Below are 20,172 nucleotides of genomic sequence, written 5' to 3'. Positions count from 1 at the left end.
CCATGAGAACTCAGTAGCCACCTTGGCCACCTATTTTATCCCTGCCGACAATGATTGGCGGGTGAATAGGCTGGCAAGCCCCCGGGGCTCAGAACAAACCCCGGACGCCAAGCGGTTAATTAACCGCGCTCAGCAATCGGCGTAACTTTACGCAGATCTTCACCAGTGTACTCTGCAGACGGACGAATAATACGGTTGTCTGCCCGCTGCTCCATAACGTGAGCCGCCCAGCCAGTCAAACGCGACATCACAAAGATGGGCGTGAACAGCTTGGTGGGAATACCCATGAAGTGGTAGGCAGAGGCGTGGAAGAAGTCGGCGTTACAGAACAGTTTCTTCTCGCGCCACATCACCTCTTCACAGCGCACAGACACTGGGTAGAGGGTGGTATCGCCAACGTCGGCGGCCAGCTTCTCAGACCAACCTTTGATGATCTCATTACGTGGGTCAGAGGTAGAGTAGATCGCGTGGCCAAAGCCCATGATTTTCTCTTTGCGAGCCAGTTTGCCCATCATCTCTTCTTCGGCTTGCTCTGCAGAGGTCCAGTTTTCGATCATATCCATGGCTGCTTCATTGGCACCACCGTGCAGTGGGCCACGCAGTGAACCGATCGCACCGGTCACACAGCTGTGCATGTCAGACAGAGTAGAGGCACAGACGCGGGCAGTGAACGTAGAGGCGTTGAATTCGTGCTCTGCGTAGAGAATCAGAGAGACGTTCATTACGCGCTCATGCAGCTCGTTGGGCTTCTCGCCGCGCAGCATATGCAGGAAGTGGGCACCGATGCTGTCGTCGTCGGTTTCGGCTTCAACTTTCACACCGTCGTGACTGAAGCGGTACCAGTAACAGATGATGGATGGGAAGCAGGCCAGCATGCGCTCAACCACATCCATTTGATTGGGGAATTCACCCATAACGCTGGTGTCTTCCTGCTCCAGGTTACCCAGCATGGAACAACCGGTGCGGATAACATCCATTGGGTGAGCATCGGCGGGAATACGCTCCAGCACATCTTTCAATGCTTGCGGCAGGCCGCGCAGGCCTTTCAGTTTGGTTTTGTAGGCGTCCAATTCAGCCTGGTTGGGTAACTTACCTTTTAACAGCAGGTACGCCACCTCTTCAAATTCACAATTCTCGGCCAGATCTTTCACGTCGTAGCCGCGGTAAGTCAGGCCAGAACCAGATTTGCCTACCGTTGAGAGCGCTGTCTTACCAGCTACCTGGCCGCGCAGTCCGGCGCCTTCTAGTTTTTTACCTTCTGCCATTGTTTTACCCCTTTATTTGCACTTTTAAATTTAAATTTAAATTTGACGAATGCTGCCCCGGCGCCCGGCCAGGGCAATCGTCTCTCGATTACTTGTTTTTGCCCTGGGCAAAAAGCTCATCCAGCTTGCGCTCGTAGTCGTGGTAACCGAGGTACTCGTAAAGCTCCATACGGGTTTGCATCAGATCAACCACAGCTTTCTGGTCGCCATCGGCAAGAATTGCTTTGAACACGGTCTCGGCCGCTTTGTTGGCCGCTCGGAAAGCAGACAATGGGTAGAGCACCATCGCCGCGCCCCACTCGCCCAGCTCTTTGCGGTTCCACAGTTCGGTTTGGCCAAACTCGGTGATGTTGGCCAGAATCGGCACATCCAGCGCTTCAGAGAAGGCACGGTAGTGCTCTTCGGTTTTCACTGCTTCGGCGAAGATGCCGTCGGCACCGGCCTCGACGTAGGCTTTAGCGCGCTCAATAGCGGCGTCCAGACCTTCCTGAGCAAAGGAGTCGGTACGCGCCATGATGAAAAAGTCCGGGTCATATTTGGCATCGACCGCCGCCTTGATACGGTCAACCATCTCATCGGTGGAGACGATCTCTTTATTCGGCCGGTGGCCACAGCGCTTCTGCGCCACCTGATCTTCGATATGTACCGCGGCTGCGCCGGCTTTGATCATATCTTTGACGGTTTTGGAGATGTTGAAAGCACCACCCCAACCGGTGTCGATATCGACCAGCAGGGGCACGTCGGTGGCAGAGGTAATGCGCTGCACATCGACCAGTACATCGTTCAGGGAGGTCATACCCAGGTCGGGCAGGCCATAGGATGCATTAGCCACGCCGCCACCGGACAGGTAGATCGCCTGGTGGCCAATTTGAGTGGCCATCATTGCATGGTAGGGGTTGATGGTACCTACGATCTGCAAAGGTTTGTTTTCAACAAGCGCTTTACGAAAACGCGCTCCTGCGGAAGTTAATGTCGCCATAGTTGCCTCAGCTCTTTAGGATTTGTTGTTCAATGTTTTGTCGGGCCCGAACGATATGCTTGCGCATAATCATTTCGGCGAGTTGTTCATCACGCTGTTCCAGCGCCATGATGAGTTGCTGGTGTTCAATCAATGCATTGTGAGATCGATTAGGTTGCAGACTGGACTGGTATCGGTACATCCGAATCAGGTAGTAGAGCTCTTCACACAACAGATGAATCAACATCTGGTTACCGCTGCTCTGAATAACCTGGTAGTGAAAGTCTATGTCTACATCCGCCTGAATATAGGCGCCGCCACTGGTGGCCATGTGCTGCTCGGCCAATGCTAATAGATGCTTGAGCTTGTTTAACCCATCTTCGCTGATGTTATGGGCGGCCAGTGCGGCGGCTTTGCTCTCCAGGGCTTCACGAATATGGTAAATCTCAATTACCTGGGGAAGATCCAAGGTGATAACGCGCGCACCTTCCCTCGGTACATACTTAACCAGCTTCATGCTTTCCAGGCGTCGAATTGCCTCACGCAGGGGGCCGCGACTGATATGGTACTCGCGGGCGAGCTTGGGCTCGCTCAATTTGGTTCCGGGTTTGATGTCGCCACAGACAATGGCATTGCGTAATGTGGTGGTGATGTGGCTACCGAGAGTGTCCTCGAGAGAGTGTTCCGGAGTTGCCATTAACCCTTCGCCTCACTGCGTTAAACCCAGGCTTCGTTACGCCAATTTCGTCTTTTACACTTCTTCTGATAGCGGTTGCCTGGATGATTATCGCGAAAGATTGTCGACAATATTTGCCAGAACCGCCTAAAACGGGGGGCGATTATAAGGATTTATTGTGATTCTGTCTACAGGTTGCCCAAACCGAGGTGGAATACACTAGCCAACCTGGCGGCGCAACGCAACCGCCGGCGAGACGCCAGACTAAATGGGGAAAGGGGAATCAAGCCGAGGTGGTATCGGGCTCGGCGCTGCAGATGCGATTGCGGCCGGCGTTCTTGCCACGGTAGAGCAGGTCATCGGCTCGGGAGAGCAGTTTGGTCGGTTCATCACCGGGGCTCGCTTCCACCACGCCACCGGTGAAGCTGATCTCAATGGGCAGCCCGGAGAGCGCCGCTGAGGCGGCTGTCACCTCTCCCAAAATCCGCTCGCTGAGCGCTTTTGCCTCTTCCAGCCGGGCGTTGGGCATCAACAGGGCAAACTCCTCCCCGCCGATTCTGGCCAGCAGATCATACTCCCGGATATGGCTGCGAATCTGCTGCCCCAAAGCCGTTAACACCCGGTCACCCGCCTCGTGGCCGTATTGATCGTTAATGGCTTTAAAGTGGTCGATATCAAACAGCAACAGCGATAACGGATTGCCCAGCCGCTGGCAGCGCGACAGCTCTTCGCTAAAACGCTCCATAAACAGGCGTCGGTTGGCCAACTGGGTCAGGCTGTCTGTGCGCGCCTCGCGCTCGGCCATCTCTTTGGCACTCTGAAGTGCCTGGGTGCGCTCGCGCACGGTCGCCTCCAACAAAAAACGCTGGTGTTCCAGGGCACAGACATAATTCTTACGGGCCTTCTGCTTGGCCTGCTCCCCCCGGCGTATTAATACTGAGATGGTGGTAAACAGCAGGCTAACTTCGAACAGAGCACCGACGGGGGTCAGCCAATAGGTCAGTGGCGTGTGATCGATAATGGCGAAATCGCGAAATGGAAAGATAACCATACCCGCACAGTAACAGGCCCAGCTAAGACTGAAAGCAATGGCAATGGGCTCCCCCTGGCGTGCCCGAATCACCCCAGCGGCAGCCAGCAACAGCATGCCGAGCAGGTTAATCTCCACCCCGAGCAGGGCCGGTAACGACCAGTTAAAGATGGCACAGACAATGGGAAACAGACCAAACCAGGCCAGCCCTTTAATCCAGTAATTGAGTCGAGGCAGGAAACGGCGGGTGCGCAATACGTGTTGAGTAAACAGTGCAGCAAAGCTGATGCTAGCCGCGCCACCAATCACCATATAGCGCCAATGGGAGCCTTCGCGCAGGAACATCTCCGGCAGGAAGCCAAAAATGAAGCCCCAGGCAATAATATTGCTCACCACAAAGCCGACGTAGTAGAGCAACCCCTTGTTGCGTGTGGCCAGGTAAAACACAAATGAGAGGATCGCCACCAGCGTCAAGTAGCCGGTGAAAATTCCGTAAGCGTAGAGTTCGCTGGAATGGAAGCGCTCAAAGGCGCGGTCTTTCCAAACCCTCATATCGGCATAGATGGTACCCGCGTTCTCTACCCCCCAAAAGAGATAGAAGGTCTGTTGTGTGAGTGCCGGCACAGTGACCCGAAAGGAGTAGCGGGAGTGCTCCACGGAACGATCGACATAGGGGCGAAAGTAGCTTTGCTGGCCCAGGCTTTGAAAAAGCCCCTCACCCACCTGTTGATAAAGTTCGATATGAGCCAGGGCGTGATCGGGATACTCCAGTACCACGGTGACCGGTTGTGAAGAGCTATTGCTTAATACAAACCGGCCCCAGACATCATGCTTTACAATTCCCTGCCCGGCTCGCTTGCGGTTAACCGGTTGGAACAAGCCCTCGTGCCACAGGTGGTCGACTGCGTTAATATCCAAGGTTCGCTCGCGATCGTGGTAGATATAGACCGTTTCCATCAAGCGCGTATAACGGTTAACGGTGCTGACATCAATTGGGGTAATACTGGCATTGACGGTCGCGACGGGAGTATCGGCACACACGGGCCAACACAAGAAGAGAAACCACAGAGTTAGAAGGGCTTTCTTCCCTAACTGTGGGGGCAGCACGGCTAATATCCTGGTGCTTACGTTCAAATCCATTTCCCTATGGGTTAGCGCATCTAACCGCGTCTCGTTAGAGGTCAACCGGCCCTGTCTCTTTATTGTGATTATTATTTGATCTTTTGTGCTGCCTGTCGTAGGAGCCTAAAGCAGGAGTTGGTCCCGAGTACGCAGTTCTCCCAAGAATTCTAATCGTTGCTGGTAATAATTTGAATGCCAACTCAAAGCCAATGTCTCATAATTTGACGTATTCCCTCAAAACACAGGCTCAGAGCAGGATCAAAAACGTCGCGGACACCGCTTTACCTTGAACGATTGGCCGTGATAAAGAGAACTTCAGCAAACCACACCTTGTAGAATCCCGCCATTTAGGAAACCACGTTGGACTCGAAAACCCCGGCATTAACCGCAGTACTGCTGGCAATGACTATGGCCCTGGCGCCACTGGCGATAGATGCCTACCTCCCCGCTTTTCCAACCATGGCAACGGGTTTGGATACAACGCTTGCCAATATCTCCCTGACCATCGCCGTTTATGTGCTGCTACTGGCCCTGGGGCAGCTGATTGGAGGCCCCATGGCCGATCGCTGGGGACGCAAGGTGGTTATGTTATCCGGGCTCGCCATCTTTGGTTTAGCGAGCCTGGGTATCAGCCTAAGCCACTCGTTTGAAATGCTATTGCTACTGCGGGGATTGCAAGCCTTTGGCGGAGGCTGGGCCGCCGTCTGTGTACCGGCCTTGGTACGGGATCGCTTCTTCGGTAATCAGGCAGCCCGTTTTATCAGTACTATTGGTTTAATAATGATTATTGCGCCAGCCGTGGCGCCAAACATTGGCACTCTTATTTTATCGGTCTCAGATTGGCGGACTATTTTTCTATTTTTAAGCGGTTACGCAGCCGTACTGTTGGCGCTACTTTGGCTGGGACTGTTCAGCAAGCCATCTCACAGCCCCCATAAAACAGTTCACCAGAGCATTTGGCAGGGATACGCTACGGTGTTGTCTACTCGACGCGCCATGCCTTATCTGTTATTGCAATCCCTCTCCTTTGCCGTAATGCTAATATTCATTGCCCATTCGGCGTTTATTTATCAATCCCATTTTGGTGCCTCACCACAGCTATTTTCCCTGCTCTTTTCTGCCAATATTGGCCTGATGCTGGTTATGAACCTGATCAATCGGGCGTTGTTAAATCATTTTCCGTCACCCACTATTTTGCGCTGGGGATTAACTGTGCAGGGTATAGGCATCACCTGCCTGCTACTGGTTAGCCTGCTCTACCCCACGCTCGCGCTTTTTCTGCCGGCGATGGTGTTGACGATTGGCTCAATGGGGGCGATCACCCCCAACAGCCAAGCCTGTTATATGGATTTCTTCGCCAAACACGGTGGTACCGCCGCCGCCCTGCTTGGCGCCAGCCAGTTTGCCATAGGCGCCGCTATTACGGGCTTCTCCTCTTGGCTGCCACAATCGCTGTTAACGATTGTGCTCAGCCAGGCGGCCTGTTCGATCGCCTGCCTGGTAATAGCCTGGCGCCCCTCTCAACGCAACCAGACTATTCCAACAGAGCAGCACTAACCTTTTCTGGGGGGCATATCCTCATGATGGGGTAGATTCGTGGGTGACTCGTACCAGGGTGCCCGCGACCCCCAGAAGACACTTTGAGTGGGCCGGATACCCGGATCTTCATCCAAAGTGCCCGCTGGGATGACCACGTTCTTACCACCCTGCACCAGCCAAGGCAGTGAAGAGCCGCAATTTTTGCAAAAGCAGGTCGCATAGTATTTGGCTTTGGGCTCCTCGTAGCGACCAACCCACTCCTCCCCCTGCAGCCAGTGAAACTGCTCTGGCGGTACAAAAAAATTGGATGCATGGGCACTACCGGTAAACTTTCGGCAGCGGGAGCAATGACAATACTGAAATACTTTTATCGGTGGCGCGACTTCATAAGTCACCTTGCCGCACAGACAGCTACCTTTCATCTTCTCTCCTCCTTCCTTCAATACAATACCAACCGATGCGATCAGTAGTTGGGTAATCGGGGTTTACACGACGTTTAAATTAGAATAGTCTCATATTAATTACGTCGCACAAAACCAGGAATTTATTTAGTCAGGGATATAACAGACCTCGCATATTACGCTACTAATAGGGACAGCCAGTAGCGGCCACTGCTCCAATGTTCGCAATCGCGAACACTTAACAGAGGCCCCCTCCAAGATGTTCGCACTTGCGAACACTCATCAGCATCAACGAATCCACGCTTGGCTCAAACAAGCTTGTCCCTATCGGTAGTCGATTATGGTCATCGATATCTTAATGACGCCTAAATCTTGCTAAAGCGCGGATTTGTACTATTCCTTTTAAACCAATGGAAAAGATTTTAGCGACAGCAGCAAAGCGGATATTTGAGCGGTTATCCATACCCCACATCCCAGCTGTAGAAATTTGCAAGCAATTAAAGTTGGTCTATTAATGTATCTGAACATCGAGCACAGGACTCATTCCATGAAAAAACCAATAATCAAACTCTGCCTACTGGCTGCTGCAGTTTCAGCGGCTAGTGGTGCAAACGCTGCGGACATTCGACTTAATGGTTTCCTCTCCGCAGGTGGTGGTAAGGCAATCAGTCAGGGTAAAGCCCGAGACGCCCTGGGCAACGCGTACGATGTCGAGTATACAGCGGATGCCGTGACTGAGGGTTTCTACGGCGATGACATCACCTTCAGCCCAGACAGTAACTACGGCCTTCAGATTTCAGCAGATCTCGGCAACGGCCTAAGTGCCACCGGCCAGGTCACCGGTAACGGCGGTGAGAGCTTCGAAGCCGTTATCTCTTGGGCTTACATTTCCTATGCGTTCAACGAAAATGTCTCTGTTCAAGTAGGCCGCCAACGCCAACCACTATTTTATTACTCTGATTTTATTGACGTTGGTTACGCCTACCACTGGATCCGTCCGCCACAAGATTTGTCTGCCAACAGTGGTGACACCTTCGATGGTATACAGTTGCGCTGGCATGGAGCTGCAGGAAGTTGGGATTTTAATGCCGACGTACGCTACGGTGAAGGTGAGGAGGATTTGGTAACCCCCGATCTGGTAGCTACCAACTACTCCGTAGACATGTACGGGGCGGTACTCAAGGCCAGTAACAGTTGGCTAGTACTGCGAGCCTCTTTCCTCAACACTGATACCTATGTTGAAATCCCGGGTGAATCAAGCGTGTTTCTGGGCCCAGACTTACAACCTCAATTGAGCAAAGAAGACCCCATAAACTACACATTCATTGGTCTTGCCGCCAATGTAAACTTCGGCAATGCCTTTGTCGTTGCGGAATACACCTACGGCGATCCAGAAGACGCTACGGGTGTTTTCGTCTTTGCTGACACCGATAACGACGGCACACCAGATACGAACGCACCGGTTACTCCTAGTGGTAGTGATACGGACGCCGCCTGGTACATCTCTGCCGGTTACCGTCTAGGAGCCTTCACACCACATATTACCTACGGCGAACGTGAACACGACTATGTGTTCTCAGCTGGTAGCTTCGATCCCTCTACATTAATTGAGACTACCCAGAAATCTAGTCAGATTACTGTAGGTGTTCGCTGGGACTTCCACCCAAGTGCGGCTTTCAAGCTTGAATATTTAACCCGCTCCGATGAAAGTGACGATTTTTACAAAAACAACGCCGGTATATTCGGACAGGGCTTCGGTGACTCACTGGAAGTAGACCTTGTTTCGTTTTCTGTGGACGTTATTTTTTAATCGAAGGGGCACACTAGATGACTATTTTAAAAATCAAAAGAGTGCTCGCTGCCACGGTGGCTGGGCTTAGCTTAATCGCCACCACGGCTGTTTTTGCTGGTACCGCCGTAATTGTTCACCCAAGTAACACTAATGCGCTAACCGAGGACGACATTTCTCGTGTTTTCCTCGGTAAAAAGAAGTCTTTTCCTGATGGCTCGGAAGCAATTCCAGTTGACCAGAACGAAGGATCAGCTACCCGCAGCGCGTTTGTCAGCACCGTACTGAAAAAGAACGACCAGCAAATTAAAGCCTACTGGGCTCAGCTGCTGTTCACCGGGAAGGGCACCCCCCCCAAATCGGTTGGTGGAGCAAGTGACGTTAAAAAATTGGTAGCGGAAAATCCCGCGCTGATTGGTTATATCGATTCCGGTGAAGTCGATGGCTCGGTGAAGGTTGTCTACGAGTTCTAAGACAACCGCCCATTGAGCAGTAACTGCAACAAAAAAGGTCTCCCAAGTGGAGGCCTTTTTTGTTGCCAGTCACAACTCCAAATTTCCGTTCAGATTCAATTAAGTTTAGCTGTGGCTTACTGACGCCCGATTGAAATTGGCAGCCAGGGGGCAAACGTGAAGCTGTACGATTATGAAGTCAACCGACGACGGTTATTAAAACTGCTGGGCGGCAGCGTTGTCGCTGTGCCAGCGCTATCGCTATTAGCTTGTGGCGGAGGAAGCAGCGGAGGCGGCAGCGGCGGAGACACCACTACGAGTTCTGCTACCAGCAACAACACCAATTCGGATACGGGCGCTAACAGCTCTAGCGACAGCAGTTCCACCGGTACCAACACAACAGAGTGGGCCGCTGGCGGCACAGCTGTCATGACGGCCACCTATCCGCCCAGCGACCCATTTGTCAGTGGCCTGGGCAATCTCTGCACCGCCACCAGCGCCTATACCCTCGGCCCCTGCTACTACAGCCCAGATGAGTATCGAGAGGATATCTCCGAGGGGCAGCCTGGAGTACCCATGGCTCTGGTACTGAAACTGGTTGATGCCAGTTGTAATCCTATCAGTGGAGCCGATATTGAAATCTGGTTTTGCAACTATGCCGGGCTCTATTCTGGCGATACATCCGACAGTGCGGACGCCAGCAGTTTTAACAGTGGCTTCTGTACCGACAATGACAGCGAAGCGCTGGCCGCCAAATGGTTTCGTGGTGTACAGACCACAGATGCCGATGGCAACGTCTATTTTAAGGCCTGTTTCCCCGGCTGGTACCCCAGCCGAACCACCCATATACATTTTCGAATCGTACAGGATGGTTTGGAGCTACTGGTCTCTCAGTTCTGCTTTGACGACGATTTAAGTAATGATATCTATTTAAACCACTCTGACTATACCGGGCAGGCGAAAGATACCAGCAACAACAGCGATACCGTATTCGATGCCAATTACGAGCAGTACCAATTTATCGTTGAGCGACAGGCCGACAACTCCATGTTGGCCTACAAAGCAATACAGATAGCGTGATCAATCACAGGTAATTACGGCAAACCCGGTACAGCGACGCATGACAACAATATAGTTTGTAAACGCAGGCCTGTACTCATGTTCGCATCTTCGAACACTAGTACAGAATGCTTTTATTACTCCCGGTGGCTTGCTATTGTAGCTCGGTAAAATTATTCAATAACAATAATTAAGGTTACCGTTGCCATGCAGAGAACCTTTTATCCCGGCTGGTGGCAGGTGGCCATCGCACTCCTCATGCAGGCTGTTGCCGCAGCCAGTGTATTTACTGCCTACAGCATCATTGCTGTACCCCTTAAAGCTGAATTTCAACCCAGCAATATGGTGCTGATGTTTGGTCTCACCATTACCTCATTGGCCTCGGGCATTTTAAGCCCTCTGCTGGGCTCTGCAATTGATCGCTACTCTATCCGCAGCCTGATGATGGTTGGTGCGGGGCTGATCAGCTGCGGGTTTTTCGCCCTCTCATTTGCCGGTTCTATGAACCAGGTCGTCATCATTTATGGGCTCTGCATGGCCCCTGCCACGGTGCTCCTGGGGCCAATTGCGGGCTCAGCACTGCTCTCCCGCTGGTTTACTCAGCGCCGGGGGTTGGCCTTGGGGATCGCCGCCAGCGGCGGCGCAGTGGGCGGGTTAATTCTGCCACCCCTGATGCAAACATTGATGGGCGGATTTGATTGGCGTATCGCCCTTAAAATTTATAGTGGTTTACTATTTCTAATTACCTGCCCAACAATTCTGCTGTTTGTTGTCGACCGGCCAGAAAAGATCAATGTTCAGGTGGAAGGGGCTACCATTTCAACGGAACCGAAAAGTGCCATCGCCCGCACGGCCAAATTAACCAGCCAAGATATTCTTTTACACCCTACCTTTTGGGTGATTGCCTTGATTCTCGGCACACTGTTCGCTGGGCCGATGGCGGTAGTCTCCAATATGATGCAACTGGCCGATACCAAAGGCATCGCTGCAGTGGAAGCTGCGTTTCTAATTTCGGTTTTATCGGGTGCTAACTTTGGCGGCAAGCTAATCTGTGCTGCGATTATTGATCGTGCCAGTTTGCGGGTGGTGTTGGCGGTTATGCTCTCTGCCTTGGGGCTGAGTATGCTGGGCATGCAACAAGCTCATAACTACCCATTGATGATGGCCATGGCACTGCTGGGTGGCTTGGCCAGTGGTGGTGCAGTACCCGTTTGGAGCTTGGTGCTTTCGCGGGTTTACGGCCCTGCAAGAATTGGCCAGGTGATGGGGGTTATGACCTTTGTAATTATGCCCTTTACGTTATTATCGCCACCGATTTTTGGCCGGGTTTTTGATCAGACCGGCAGCTACGATTTCGCCTTTTTCGGTTACTTGGCGCTACTGCTTTTTACCTTGATGTGGTTAACCCGCTTGCGTGTTACACCGCTACAAAGGGGCGAGGCAGAGCTTGCCCCACAAAGCAATCCCACCTAATCAAACAAAAATTAATGGTCTTTGGAAACCAAGCAGACCAGCTCCCGCAACAGCGTGGTAGCGAACTGACCAGCAGCCAATTGCAGCTGCAGCATTAACCCTTCTGGCAGCCATTGCCAGGTTAGTGCCAATGGTTGCAATACCAGGCTGCGCCGTTCCTGATTCAGACCCTGGTGCTCCAATTGATGAGTCCACTCGGGCCACTCGGCTGCTAATGCCTGCTCAATGGCCAGGGCTTCTGCTTGGCTGGCCAAGCGCCCCCGCCCCCATAAAGCCCCGGTGGCAAGGCCATTCAGCTCAACGTCACCGGTAATAAGTTGGTTCCAGTTACCGGCCTTAACCCGGGTGGCAAGCAGTTGGTTGAAAAGATAGGAGCGGGCTGCCGATAACACCAAACCCTTTTCTCGTTTGTTTTTAATTTTTTTGCCATGCACCAACCAATTTTCCGCCGCCAACAGATTTGATCCCTGACGGCCAAATCGCTGCTCCCCAAAATAGTTGGGTGCACCGCTCTTTTGAATTGAAAGCAGGCGTTGTTCTATTTCGTTTTTATCAGCATCAGGAAATTCGCCACGCAACAGAATTTCAAAGCTGTTGCTTTGGTGTTGGCCCCGCCGCAATTTTTGTCGATGGCGGTGAGATTCCAACACCCGGTAGCCTGCGCAATCAAAAGTGGACCAGTCGGTGATATCGGACTTCGGCAGGTGCACACTGAACCATTGCCGGGTAATTGCATTGCGATCTTTCATTCCGGAAAAGCCAACGCTGTTAACATCTATGCCGGCAAACTCAGCGATTTTCTTGGCCACCCAGTGGCTGTTCTCGCCATCTTTTTCCAGCCAGAGGTATCGGTGCTCGCCGTCACCGGAAAAATCGATAGCCAAGTTTTCAACCACTTTAAAATCTGCGTTGGTGGCTTTCAGTTGGGCTTCCACTTCAGGCTTACCATAGGCATAGGCAAACTCTAATGAAAATTCCGGCGTAGCTTGATTGGTGAGTGTCATAGTGGGCGTAAACTTGAATGGGGGCTTTTAGAGAGGCTGCAACAACACGGTCGCTTGTGCGGCGATACCCTCGCCCCGGCCGGTAAAACCGAGCTTTTCTGTGGTCGTCGCTTTAACGTTGATGTTATCAACCTCCGTTTGCAGATCACGGGCAATACATTCACGCATATGGGGAATGTAAGTAGCCATTTTCGGTACCTGGGCAATAATGGTCATGTCGGCATTGGCCAGGCGCCAACCTTTCTGCTTTACCTTGGCTAACACCAAGCGCAATAATTCGCGGCTATTGGCATTTTTGTAGTGCGGGTCAGTATCTGGGAAGTGATGGCCAATATCACCCAGAGCAGCCGCTCCCAATAGCGCATCTGCCAGAGCGTGCAGTAAGACATCGCCATCTGAGTGGGCGACCAAACCCTGGCTGTGGGGAATAACCACCCCACCAATCACGATTTTGTCGCCGAGGCCAAAGGCGTGCACATCAAAGCCTTGTCCGATTCGCATAGAAATACCTATCTGACTACAGGTTAAGTAATAACTGGGTTAGGCAGCAGCCGCTGGGCTACTGCAGCGTGCTGAGAATAAACTCGGCCAACGCCAAGTCTTCAGGGGTGGTAATTTTAATATTGTCCCGGCGACCGGCAAAGAGGGCAACATCGTAACCGCAATACTCCATCGCTGAAGCTTCGTCGGTGACCAGAAAATTTTCCGCCAGCGCTTTTTCTAGCGCAGCCTTTAACAATCCATAGCGAAACATCTGTGGCGTTTGTGCCTGCCACACTCGGCGACGATCCAAGGTCTGCTCAATCGACGGCAAGCCATCCCCGTTCAGGGTGCCTCGATCAAGCTTTAGTGTATCGGCCGCCGGCACCGCCATAACGCCACCGACAGCCAGCGGCGAAAGCGCCTGGACCATTTCGGTCAGTAGCTGCGGCGACAGGCAGGGGCGGGCAGCATCGTGCACCAATACCCAATCATCTTCCGCCGCGGTTGCCTGCAACGCAACCAGTCCATTACAGACCGAATGGGCGCGCTCGTCGCCACCGGGGGCAACGGTGATAAGTGGCTGTCGGCTGACGGCCAGCGTTGGCCAAATAGGATCACCCGCGCGTAATGCAACGACAATCCCAGCCAAATTAGGCAGTTGTAGAAGCCGCTGTAATGTTTGCTCAATAACTGTGCTGCCAGCGAGTGGCAGGTACTGTTTGGCGGTAGCGGCGGCCATACGCGAGCCTATTCCCGCGGCCGGAACCACCACCCAAGTTTGAGGAGTCTTAACCATGAACAGCTGAGTTATTTGCGGTTATTGCGATCAACAACCAGGTAGAAGGTTTCGCCCTGTTTGACCATACCCATATCTTCACGGGCCAGTTCTTCAACGCCAGCAAGGCCATTTTTAAGGTGGGAAATTTCGACTTGAAGCATGCGGTTACGCTCACGATCACGTGCGTTAAAGCGTTCCTGCTGCTCTATTTCTGATTTCAGGCGAGCAATATCGGCCAGGCTGCCTTCGCCTACCCATAGGCGTAACTGCAGTCCTGCAAGCAGAATAACCAATGTGGTTACTATCCACTTCATGGGTGGTTACAAGCTCCCGATATCCAATTCGATCCACTGAGTGTAGGTGCGCGAAGGCTGATTGTATGTCTATTTCAGGGAAATACCCAACAAAAACACTTGTTTTCAGCGAGATGTGGGTAATTGGGGTAGGCGTCCTCCCTGTTTAGCAACTCCAATTACAGCGCTTGGGCCGGTGCGCAGCCATTGGCTACACACCGGCCCAATGCATTTAGGCTTTGAATTCAGCCCGGCCTTTGTAGGGTGCAACGGCACTGCCCAGTTCCGCTTCGATGCGCAGCAGACGGTTGTACTTGGCTACGCGGTCAGAACGGCACAGAGAGCCGGTTTTGATCTGGCCGGCAGCGGTTGCCACCGCCAGGTCGGCAATGGTGGTATCTTCGGTTTCACCGGAACGGTGTGAAATCACTGCGGTATAGCCCGCATCTTTTGCCATTTTGATGGCATCCAACGTCTCGGAGAGTGAACCGATCTGATTGAATTTAATGAGGATTGAGTTGGCAATGCCCTTCTCAATACCCTCTTTCAATATTTTGGTGTTGGTAACAAACAGGTCATCGCCAACCAGCTGTACTTTGGTACCCAGCTTTTCGGTTTGGTACTTCCAGCCATCCCAGTCGGACTCATCCTGGCCATCTTCGATGGAGATAATCGGGTACTGATCACACAGCTCCGCCAGGAAATCGGTAAAACCTTCAGAGCTGTAAACCTTGCCCTCACCGGCCAGGTCATATTTGCCGTCTTTGTAGAATTCAGAAGAGGCGCAATCCAGAGCCAGGGTAACGTCGCTGCCCAAGGTATAGCCGGCGGCTCCGGTGGCCTCTTTAATTACCGCCAAGGCGTCGGCATTGGAGGAGAGGTTGGGAGCAAAGCCACCCTCATCACCGACAGCGGTGTTGAGGCCCTTGGCCACCAACACTTTTTTCAGTGAGTGGAAAATCTCGGCACCCACTTGCAGCGCTTCGGAGAAAGACTTGGCAGCCACCGGCTGTACCATAAACTCCTGGATATCGACGTTGTTATCGGCGTGCTCGCCACCGTTGAGAATATTCATCATCGGTACCGGCATGGAGTACTGGCCGGGCGTGCCATTGATTTCAGCAATGTGAGCGTAGAGGGGAATACCCTTGTCCGCGGCGGCGGCTTTAGCGGCCGCCAGTGATACCGCCAGAATGGCATTGGCACCCAGGTTGGCTTTGTTGTCGGTACCATCGGCGTCGATCATTGTCTGATCCAAAGCCCGCTGATCGGCGGCGTTTTTGCCAACCAACAGCGCTTTGATGGTGGTGTTGATATTGTTAACGGCTTTTAAAACGCCTTTGCCCAGGTAACGGCTCTTATCGCCATCACGCAGTTCCAACGCCTCGCGTGAACCGGTGGAGGCACCAGAAGGAGCGCAAGCGGAGCCCACCACTCCAGACTCTAAAATTACATCGGCATTAACAGTGGGGTTACCGCGGGAATCAAGCACTTCAAACGCTTTGATATCAACAATCTTGCTCATTCGTTCGCTCCAAGCATTGTGTCTAAGGAAAGAAAAACGCCCGCTGAGTTCCTTCCGCGAGCCGTTTTGCATTTTACTGAAATTTACCCGGTATTGCTGTCTGTTTGCGCTAAATGGCAACTTTGCCGGCATTAACTTCTCGCCAGCACCCGCAGCACCTGCCTCTGCTAGCGGATTTCCAACTCCGGCATCGATTTGTAGAGGTCGTCAAACGCTTTCATTTGCGCCAGGAATGGCTCAAGCATGGCCAGCGGCAGCGCACTGGGGCCATCGCACAGGGCCCGTTCGGGCTCTGGGTGTGCCTCCAGGAAGAGGCCGGCGATACCAACAGCGACACCGGCCCGGCCAAGCTCCGCCACCTGCTCGCGGCGGCCACCGGAGGCCGCTCCCATTGGGTCCCGGCACTGCAGCGCGTGGGTAACATCAAATAGCAGCGGCGCACCACCACTGACCTGCTTCATAATGCGGAAACCGAGCATATCGACTACGAGATTGTCGTAGCCAAAGCAGCTGCCCCGTTCACACAGCAGCACCTGCTCATTGCCGCACTCATGGAATTTGTCGACGATGTTTTTCATCTGGGCCGGCGAGACAAACTGCGGCTTTTTGACATTGATCACCGCACCGGTCTTGGCCATGGCTACCACCAGGTCGGTTTGACGAGCCAGGAAGGCGGGCAGCTGAATCACATCAACCACCTCGGCCACCGGCTGGCACTGCTCGATTTCATGCACATCGGTGATGATGGGCACATTGAACGTGCGCTTGATCTCTTCAAATATTTTTAGCCCCTCCTCCATACCGGGCCCACGATAGGAGTGGATGGAGGAGCGATTAGCTTTATCGAAGGAGGCTTTAAAAACGTAAGGGATGCCCAGTTTTTCCGTCACCTTAACGTAGGCTTCGGCCACCTGCAGGGCCAGGTCCCGGCTCTCCAAAACATTCATGCCGGCAAACAGGACCATCGGCAGGTTGTTGGCCACCGAAATAGCCCCGACATTAACAGTCTTACAATTCATCACTTATCGATTCTCTCATTATATTGCGAGCTGCTGGTTGGCTTGCCAGCTACAGAGCGCGGCCCTTTTTGTACTCAATAGCCGCCAAAATATAGCCGGTGAATAGCGGGTGGCCGTCGCGCGGAGTTGAAGTAAATTCCGGGTGGAACTGGCAGGCCAGGAACCAGGGGTGGTCGGGCAGTTCAACCATCTCCACCAGGGTATCGTCTGCGGACCAGCCACACACTTTCAAACCCGCCTTTTGCAGGCCATCGACCAGGTTGTTGTTCACCTCATAGCGGTGCCGGTGGCGTTCGACAATCATCTCGTGGCCGTAGATCTCACGCCCCTGGCTGCCCTCGACCAGGCGGCACTGTTGGGCGCCCAAGCGCATGGTGCCGCCCAGGTCGGAGCTTTCATCGCGCGTCTCTTTTTTACCGGTGGAGTCGAGCCACTCGGTAATCAGGCCAATCACCGGGTGTTTGGTATTGCGGTCAAATTCGGTACTGTTGGCGTCGTCCCAGCCAACCACATTGCGGGCGTACTCAATCACCGCCACCTGCATGCCCAGGCAGATACCCAGGTAGGGGATTTTGTGCTCCCGGGCGTAACGCACCGCGGCCAACTTGCCGTCCAGCCCGCGTTCACCAAAGCCGCCGGGAACCAGAATGGCATCGGCTGATTCCAACAGGCCCAACCCCTGCTCTTCAACATCCTCGGCGTTGATGAACTGCATCTTTACGCGTGTGCGAGTGTGAATACCGGCGTGGGTGAGAGCCTCGATCAGGGATTTGTAGGCGTCGGGCAGATCCATATACTTGCCCACCATCGCCACGGTGACCTCTTTATCGGGGTTCAACTTGCCATCGACCACCTTATCCCACTCGCTTAGGTCCGCCGACGGCGCCTCGATACCGAAGTTATCCAAAACGATCTGATCAAGGCCGTACTCCATCAGAATACGGGGAATGGCATAGATGGTTCGGGCATCAGCCAGCGGCACCACCGCCTTCTCCTGAACATTGGTAAAGAGGGCGATCTTCTTGCGGGAATCTTCGTCGACCTCAACCTCTGAGCGGCACAACAGAATCTCCGGCTGAATACCGATAGAGCGCAGCTCTTTTACCGAGTGCTGGGTCGGCTTGGTTTTGGTTTCACCGGCAGTAGCGATATAGGGCACCAATGTGAGGTGCATCAGCTGTGCGCGCTCGCGGCCAAGCTCCACCTTCAGCTGCCGGGCGGCCTCCAGGAAGGGCTGGGATTCAATATCACCAACGGTGCCACCAATCTCTACGATGGCCACGTCGAAACCTTTACCGCCTTCCAAAATACGGCGCTTGATCTCATCGGTAATGTGGGGAATCACCTGCACGGTACCACCCAGGTAGTCGCCGCGGCGCTCTTTGCGCAGCACGGTTTCGTACACGCGACCGGTGGTAAAGTTGTTGCGGCGGGTCATGCGGGTGCGCAGAAAGCGCTCGTAGTGACCAAGATCCAGATCCGTTTCGGCGCCATCGTCGGTAACGAATACCTCGCCGTGTTGGAAGGGGCTCATGGTGCCTGGATCCACATTGATGTAAGGATCCAGTTTGAGGATGGTGACTTTTAAACCTCTGGCTTCCAGAATGGCGGCCAAAGAAGCCGAAGCAATACCTTTACCCAGCGATGAAACCACACCGCCGGTTACGAAAAGAAAACGAGTCATCAAGTGCCCTGTTAGCGCTGTCTGTTGTTGGGTTTGGGGTAGTTGTCGTATCCAGCAGTTGGAGCGGAAACGGCGAAATCACTGAGAGTTACAGGTCTGCCGGTCTCGGGGTGGGGTTGGCGAATGTCTATAAATAACAACACATAACAACCAATCTTTAAGACTCTAAGACAGCGCGATGACGGCTGGCGAATAGTCTTGGGACGGTTCGCCGCCATTGCCAAAGCGGGCCATTCCACCCATCTCAAGATGGGAAGCCAGATTACCAGAAACCCGGTTTCCGCTCAATTCTTTCCAGCAACCCAAGCCGGCTGCCAGACCAGTTGATAGCCCTGTTGTTGGTCGCTACAGGCAAACGGCTGTTCCACCCAATAGCCGGCTACCGCAGCCAACTGGTCGCCGAGATAGAGGAGCGGCAGTCGCTCCCGTAACCAGGGTTCGACCTTGTGCTCCTGCAACAGTTTTTTAAGGGTTTGCGAGTGACCACGCCCGGCCGGGTGCGCCCGCTCGCCGCCCTGGCGATTGCGAACCGTCAGCGGTTCACCCTGCCAACGCAGAGGCCCGCCCGGTTGCAAGCTCAACTGCCCGCCACCAGGTAAGACGAGAGGTTCTAACCCGGACCAGCTGCAATCGATCGCCGCAACAGGCGCCAGCGTGGGCAGTAGATACAGGCGATTGCGAAATCGCTGCAGGCTGGCGCCCGGCCAGCTTACACAGGGCTGGTTATCGGATTGGTAATCATCCACCAGCAGCTGCTGGAAGATCTGCGTCAGCACCGCCTGGGCCGGCAGCTCGACAGCACTCGTCTGTAGCCAGTGGCGCAGTACATCGGCCTGACGCAAGCGCGACCAGGCAAGCAGCGGTGGCAACTGGCAACTGACGCCAAGCAGCTCCTGGCGCAGCTCGAGTGCAACCAGATCTTCTGCCGCGCGCTCGGCTGCCAGCACCACACTCTCCCGGCAGAGGTTGGCGGCCCGACTGACGGTGGCCTCCAGGCTTGGCCAGCGCTGTTGCAGATGCGGAATAATCTCCTGGCGAAGAAAATTGCGATCGAATTGCACACTCTGATTACTGGGATCTTCCACCCAGGTCAGGCCATGCTGCTCGGCGTAGTGCTCGAGCTCAGGCCGGCTGATAGCCAGCAGTGGCCGCAGTAGATCACCTTCAGCAAAAGGGGCTCGCGGCGCCATGGCTGCCAACCCCAACGGCCCGGAGCCTCGCAGTAGGCGCAGCAGTAAAGTCTCCACTTGGTCGGTTTGGTGATGCGCCAATAACAGTACTCCACCCGCCGGTAGATGTTGCTTGAACACGGCCCGTCGCGCCTGCCTGGCGGCATCCTCCACCCCGGCCCCCTGGTTGGTGACCACCACCGATTCCGTGCTGAAGGCAACCTGCCAGCTGCTGGCGAGCGCCTGACAATGGGCCTGCCAGGCCGCAGCCTCTTTAGCCAGACCATGGTTCACGTGAATGGCGGCCACCTCGGTATGTGGCAAATGGGAGACCACCAGGTGCAGCAACACAGTGGAGTCCAAGCCGCCACTAAAGCCAATTCGCAAGGGTGCTGCTGCCGGAATGGAGGCAGTAGCGGCAAGAAATTTTTCGACAATAGTGTTGCTCATAGT

Annotated in this window: 18 protein-coding genes; 5 read left to right on the top strand and 13 right to left on the bottom strand. The window is 53.8% G+C overall.

Annotated features, from left to right (window positions below; all coding sequences use genetic code 11):
- Positions 1–119: 119 nt before the first annotated feature.
- The 4 genes from prpC to SBL51_RS18735 all read right to left on the bottom strand — a co-directional run bounded on the left by prpC (position 120) and on the right by SBL51_RS18735 (position 4,970).
- Positions 120–1,265 carry a 2-methylcitrate synthase gene (gene prpC, locus SBL51_RS18750; protein WP_317932654.1) on the bottom strand — a complete coding sequence of 382 codons (1,146 nt, stop codon included), beginning with the start codon at positions 1,263–1,265 and terminating at the stop codon, positions 120–122.
- A gap of 88 nt (positions 1,266–1,353) precedes the next feature.
- Positions 1,354–2,244, bottom strand: a complete 891-nt coding sequence (prpB, locus tag SBL51_RS18745; RefSeq protein ID WP_317932653.1) for a methylisocitrate lyase — start codon at positions 2,242–2,244, stop codon at positions 1,354–1,356.
- 7 nt (positions 2,245–2,251) lie between these two features.
- A complete protein-coding gene (locus tag SBL51_RS18740; RefSeq protein ID WP_317932652.1) occupies positions 2,252–2,920 on the bottom strand; it encodes a GntR family transcriptional regulator in 669 nt (222 codons plus the stop codon).
- Positions 2,921–3,182: 262 nt separating this feature from the next.
- The gene (locus tag SBL51_RS18735; RefSeq protein WP_317932651.1) at positions 3,183–4,970 is read right to left on the bottom strand and encodes a diguanylate cyclase; all 1,788 of its coding nucleotides are present in this window, start codon (positions 4,968–4,970) and stop codon (positions 3,183–3,185) included.
- A gap of 441 nt (positions 4,971–5,411) precedes the next feature.
- Here SBL51_RS18735 and SBL51_RS18730 point away from each other — a divergent pair, with 441 nt between their 5' ends.
- Positions 5,412–6,608: a multidrug effflux MFS transporter gene (locus tag SBL51_RS18730; RefSeq protein ID WP_317932650.1), complete on the top strand. Its 1,197-nt coding sequence runs from the start codon at positions 5,412–5,414 to the stop codon at positions 6,606–6,608.
- Here SBL51_RS18730 and SBL51_RS18725 read toward each other — a convergent pair.
- Positions 6,605–7,012, bottom strand: coding sequence for a GFA family protein (locus tag SBL51_RS18725; protein WP_317932649.1), 408 nt, complete (start codon positions 7,010–7,012; stop codon positions 6,605–6,607). The genes SBL51_RS18730 and SBL51_RS18725 overlap by 4 nt on opposite strands.
- Positions 7,013–7,538: 526 nt before the next feature.
- Here SBL51_RS18725 and SBL51_RS18720 point away from each other — a divergent pair.
- From SBL51_RS18720 to SBL51_RS18705, 4 genes are all read left to right on the top strand, one after another.
- Entirely contained in the window at positions 7,539–8,801 is a 1,263-nt protein-coding gene (locus tag SBL51_RS18720; protein WP_317932648.1) for a hypothetical protein, read from the top strand.
- A gap of 17 nt (positions 8,802–8,818) precedes the next feature.
- On the top strand, positions 8,819–9,253 hold the full coding sequence (locus tag SBL51_RS18715) for a phosphate ABC transporter substrate-binding protein (RefSeq protein ID WP_317932647.1): 435 nt from the start codon (positions 8,819–8,821) through the stop codon (positions 9,251–9,253).
- Between the two features lie 408 nt (positions 9,254–9,661).
- Positions 9,662–10,312, top strand: a complete 651-nt coding sequence (locus SBL51_RS18710) for an intradiol ring-cleavage dioxygenase (RefSeq protein WP_317932646.1) — start codon at positions 9,662–9,664, stop codon at positions 10,310–10,312.
- Between the two features lie 186 nt (positions 10,313–10,498).
- A complete protein-coding gene (locus tag SBL51_RS18705) occupies positions 10,499–11,764 on the top strand; it encodes an MFS transporter (protein ID WP_317932644.1) in 1,266 nt (421 codons plus the stop codon).
- Positions 11,765–11,775: 11 nt separating this feature from the next.
- On the opposite strand, the gene truD is transcribed toward SBL51_RS18705, so the two are convergent.
- The 8 genes from truD to tilS form a co-directional block, all read right to left on the bottom strand.
- Positions 11,776–12,768 (bottom strand): tRNA pseudouridine(13) synthase TruD, encoded by a 993-nt coding sequence (gene truD / locus SBL51_RS18700; RefSeq protein ID WP_317932643.1) that lies wholly within the window; start codon positions 12,766–12,768, stop codon positions 11,776–11,778.
- 27 nt (positions 12,769–12,795) lie between these two features.
- Entirely contained in the window at positions 12,796–13,269 is a 474-nt protein-coding gene (ispF, locus tag SBL51_RS18695) for a 2-C-methyl-D-erythritol 2,4-cyclodiphosphate synthase (RefSeq protein ID WP_317932642.1), read from the bottom strand.
- 58 nt (positions 13,270–13,327) lie between these two features.
- Positions 13,328–14,047: a 2-C-methyl-D-erythritol 4-phosphate cytidylyltransferase gene (ispD, locus tag SBL51_RS18690; protein ID WP_317932641.1), complete on the bottom strand. Its 720-nt coding sequence runs from the start codon at positions 14,045–14,047 to the stop codon at positions 13,328–13,330.
- An 11-nt stretch (positions 14,048–14,058) separates the two neighbouring features.
- The gene (locus SBL51_RS18685) at positions 14,059–14,343 is read right to left on the bottom strand and encodes a septum formation initiator family protein (RefSeq protein ID WP_317932640.1); all 285 of its coding nucleotides are present in this window, start codon (positions 14,341–14,343) and stop codon (positions 14,059–14,061) included.
- Positions 14,344–14,554: 211 nt separating this feature from the next.
- Positions 14,555–15,847: a phosphopyruvate hydratase gene (gene eno / locus SBL51_RS18680; protein WP_317932639.1), complete on the bottom strand. Its 1,293-nt coding sequence runs from the start codon at positions 15,845–15,847 to the stop codon at positions 14,555–14,557.
- A 167-nt stretch (positions 15,848–16,014) separates the two neighbouring features.
- Positions 16,015–16,866, bottom strand: coding sequence for a 3-deoxy-8-phosphooctulonate synthase (kdsA, locus tag SBL51_RS18675; RefSeq protein ID WP_317932638.1), 852 nt, complete (start codon positions 16,864–16,866; stop codon positions 16,015–16,017).
- Between the two features lie 49 nt (positions 16,867–16,915).
- The gene (locus tag SBL51_RS18670; RefSeq protein WP_317932637.1) at positions 16,916–18,550 is read right to left on the bottom strand and encodes a CTP synthase; all 1,635 of its coding nucleotides are present in this window, start codon (positions 18,548–18,550) and stop codon (positions 16,916–16,918) included.
- A 284-nt stretch (positions 18,551–18,834) separates the two neighbouring features.
- Positions 18,835–20,169 (bottom strand): tRNA lysidine(34) synthetase TilS, encoded by a 1,335-nt coding sequence (gene tilS / locus SBL51_RS18665; protein ID WP_317932636.1) that lies wholly within the window; start codon positions 20,167–20,169, stop codon positions 18,835–18,837.
- Between the last annotated feature and the right edge of the window lie 3 nt (positions 20,170–20,172).

It is taken from the genome of Halioxenophilus sp. WMMB6 (genome assembly GCF_033283405.1).
Classification (GTDB): domain Bacteria; phylum Pseudomonadota; class Gammaproteobacteria; order Pseudomonadales; family Cellvibrionaceae; genus Halioxenophilus.
This window is presented reverse-complemented; position numbering and strand designations above follow the sequence as displayed.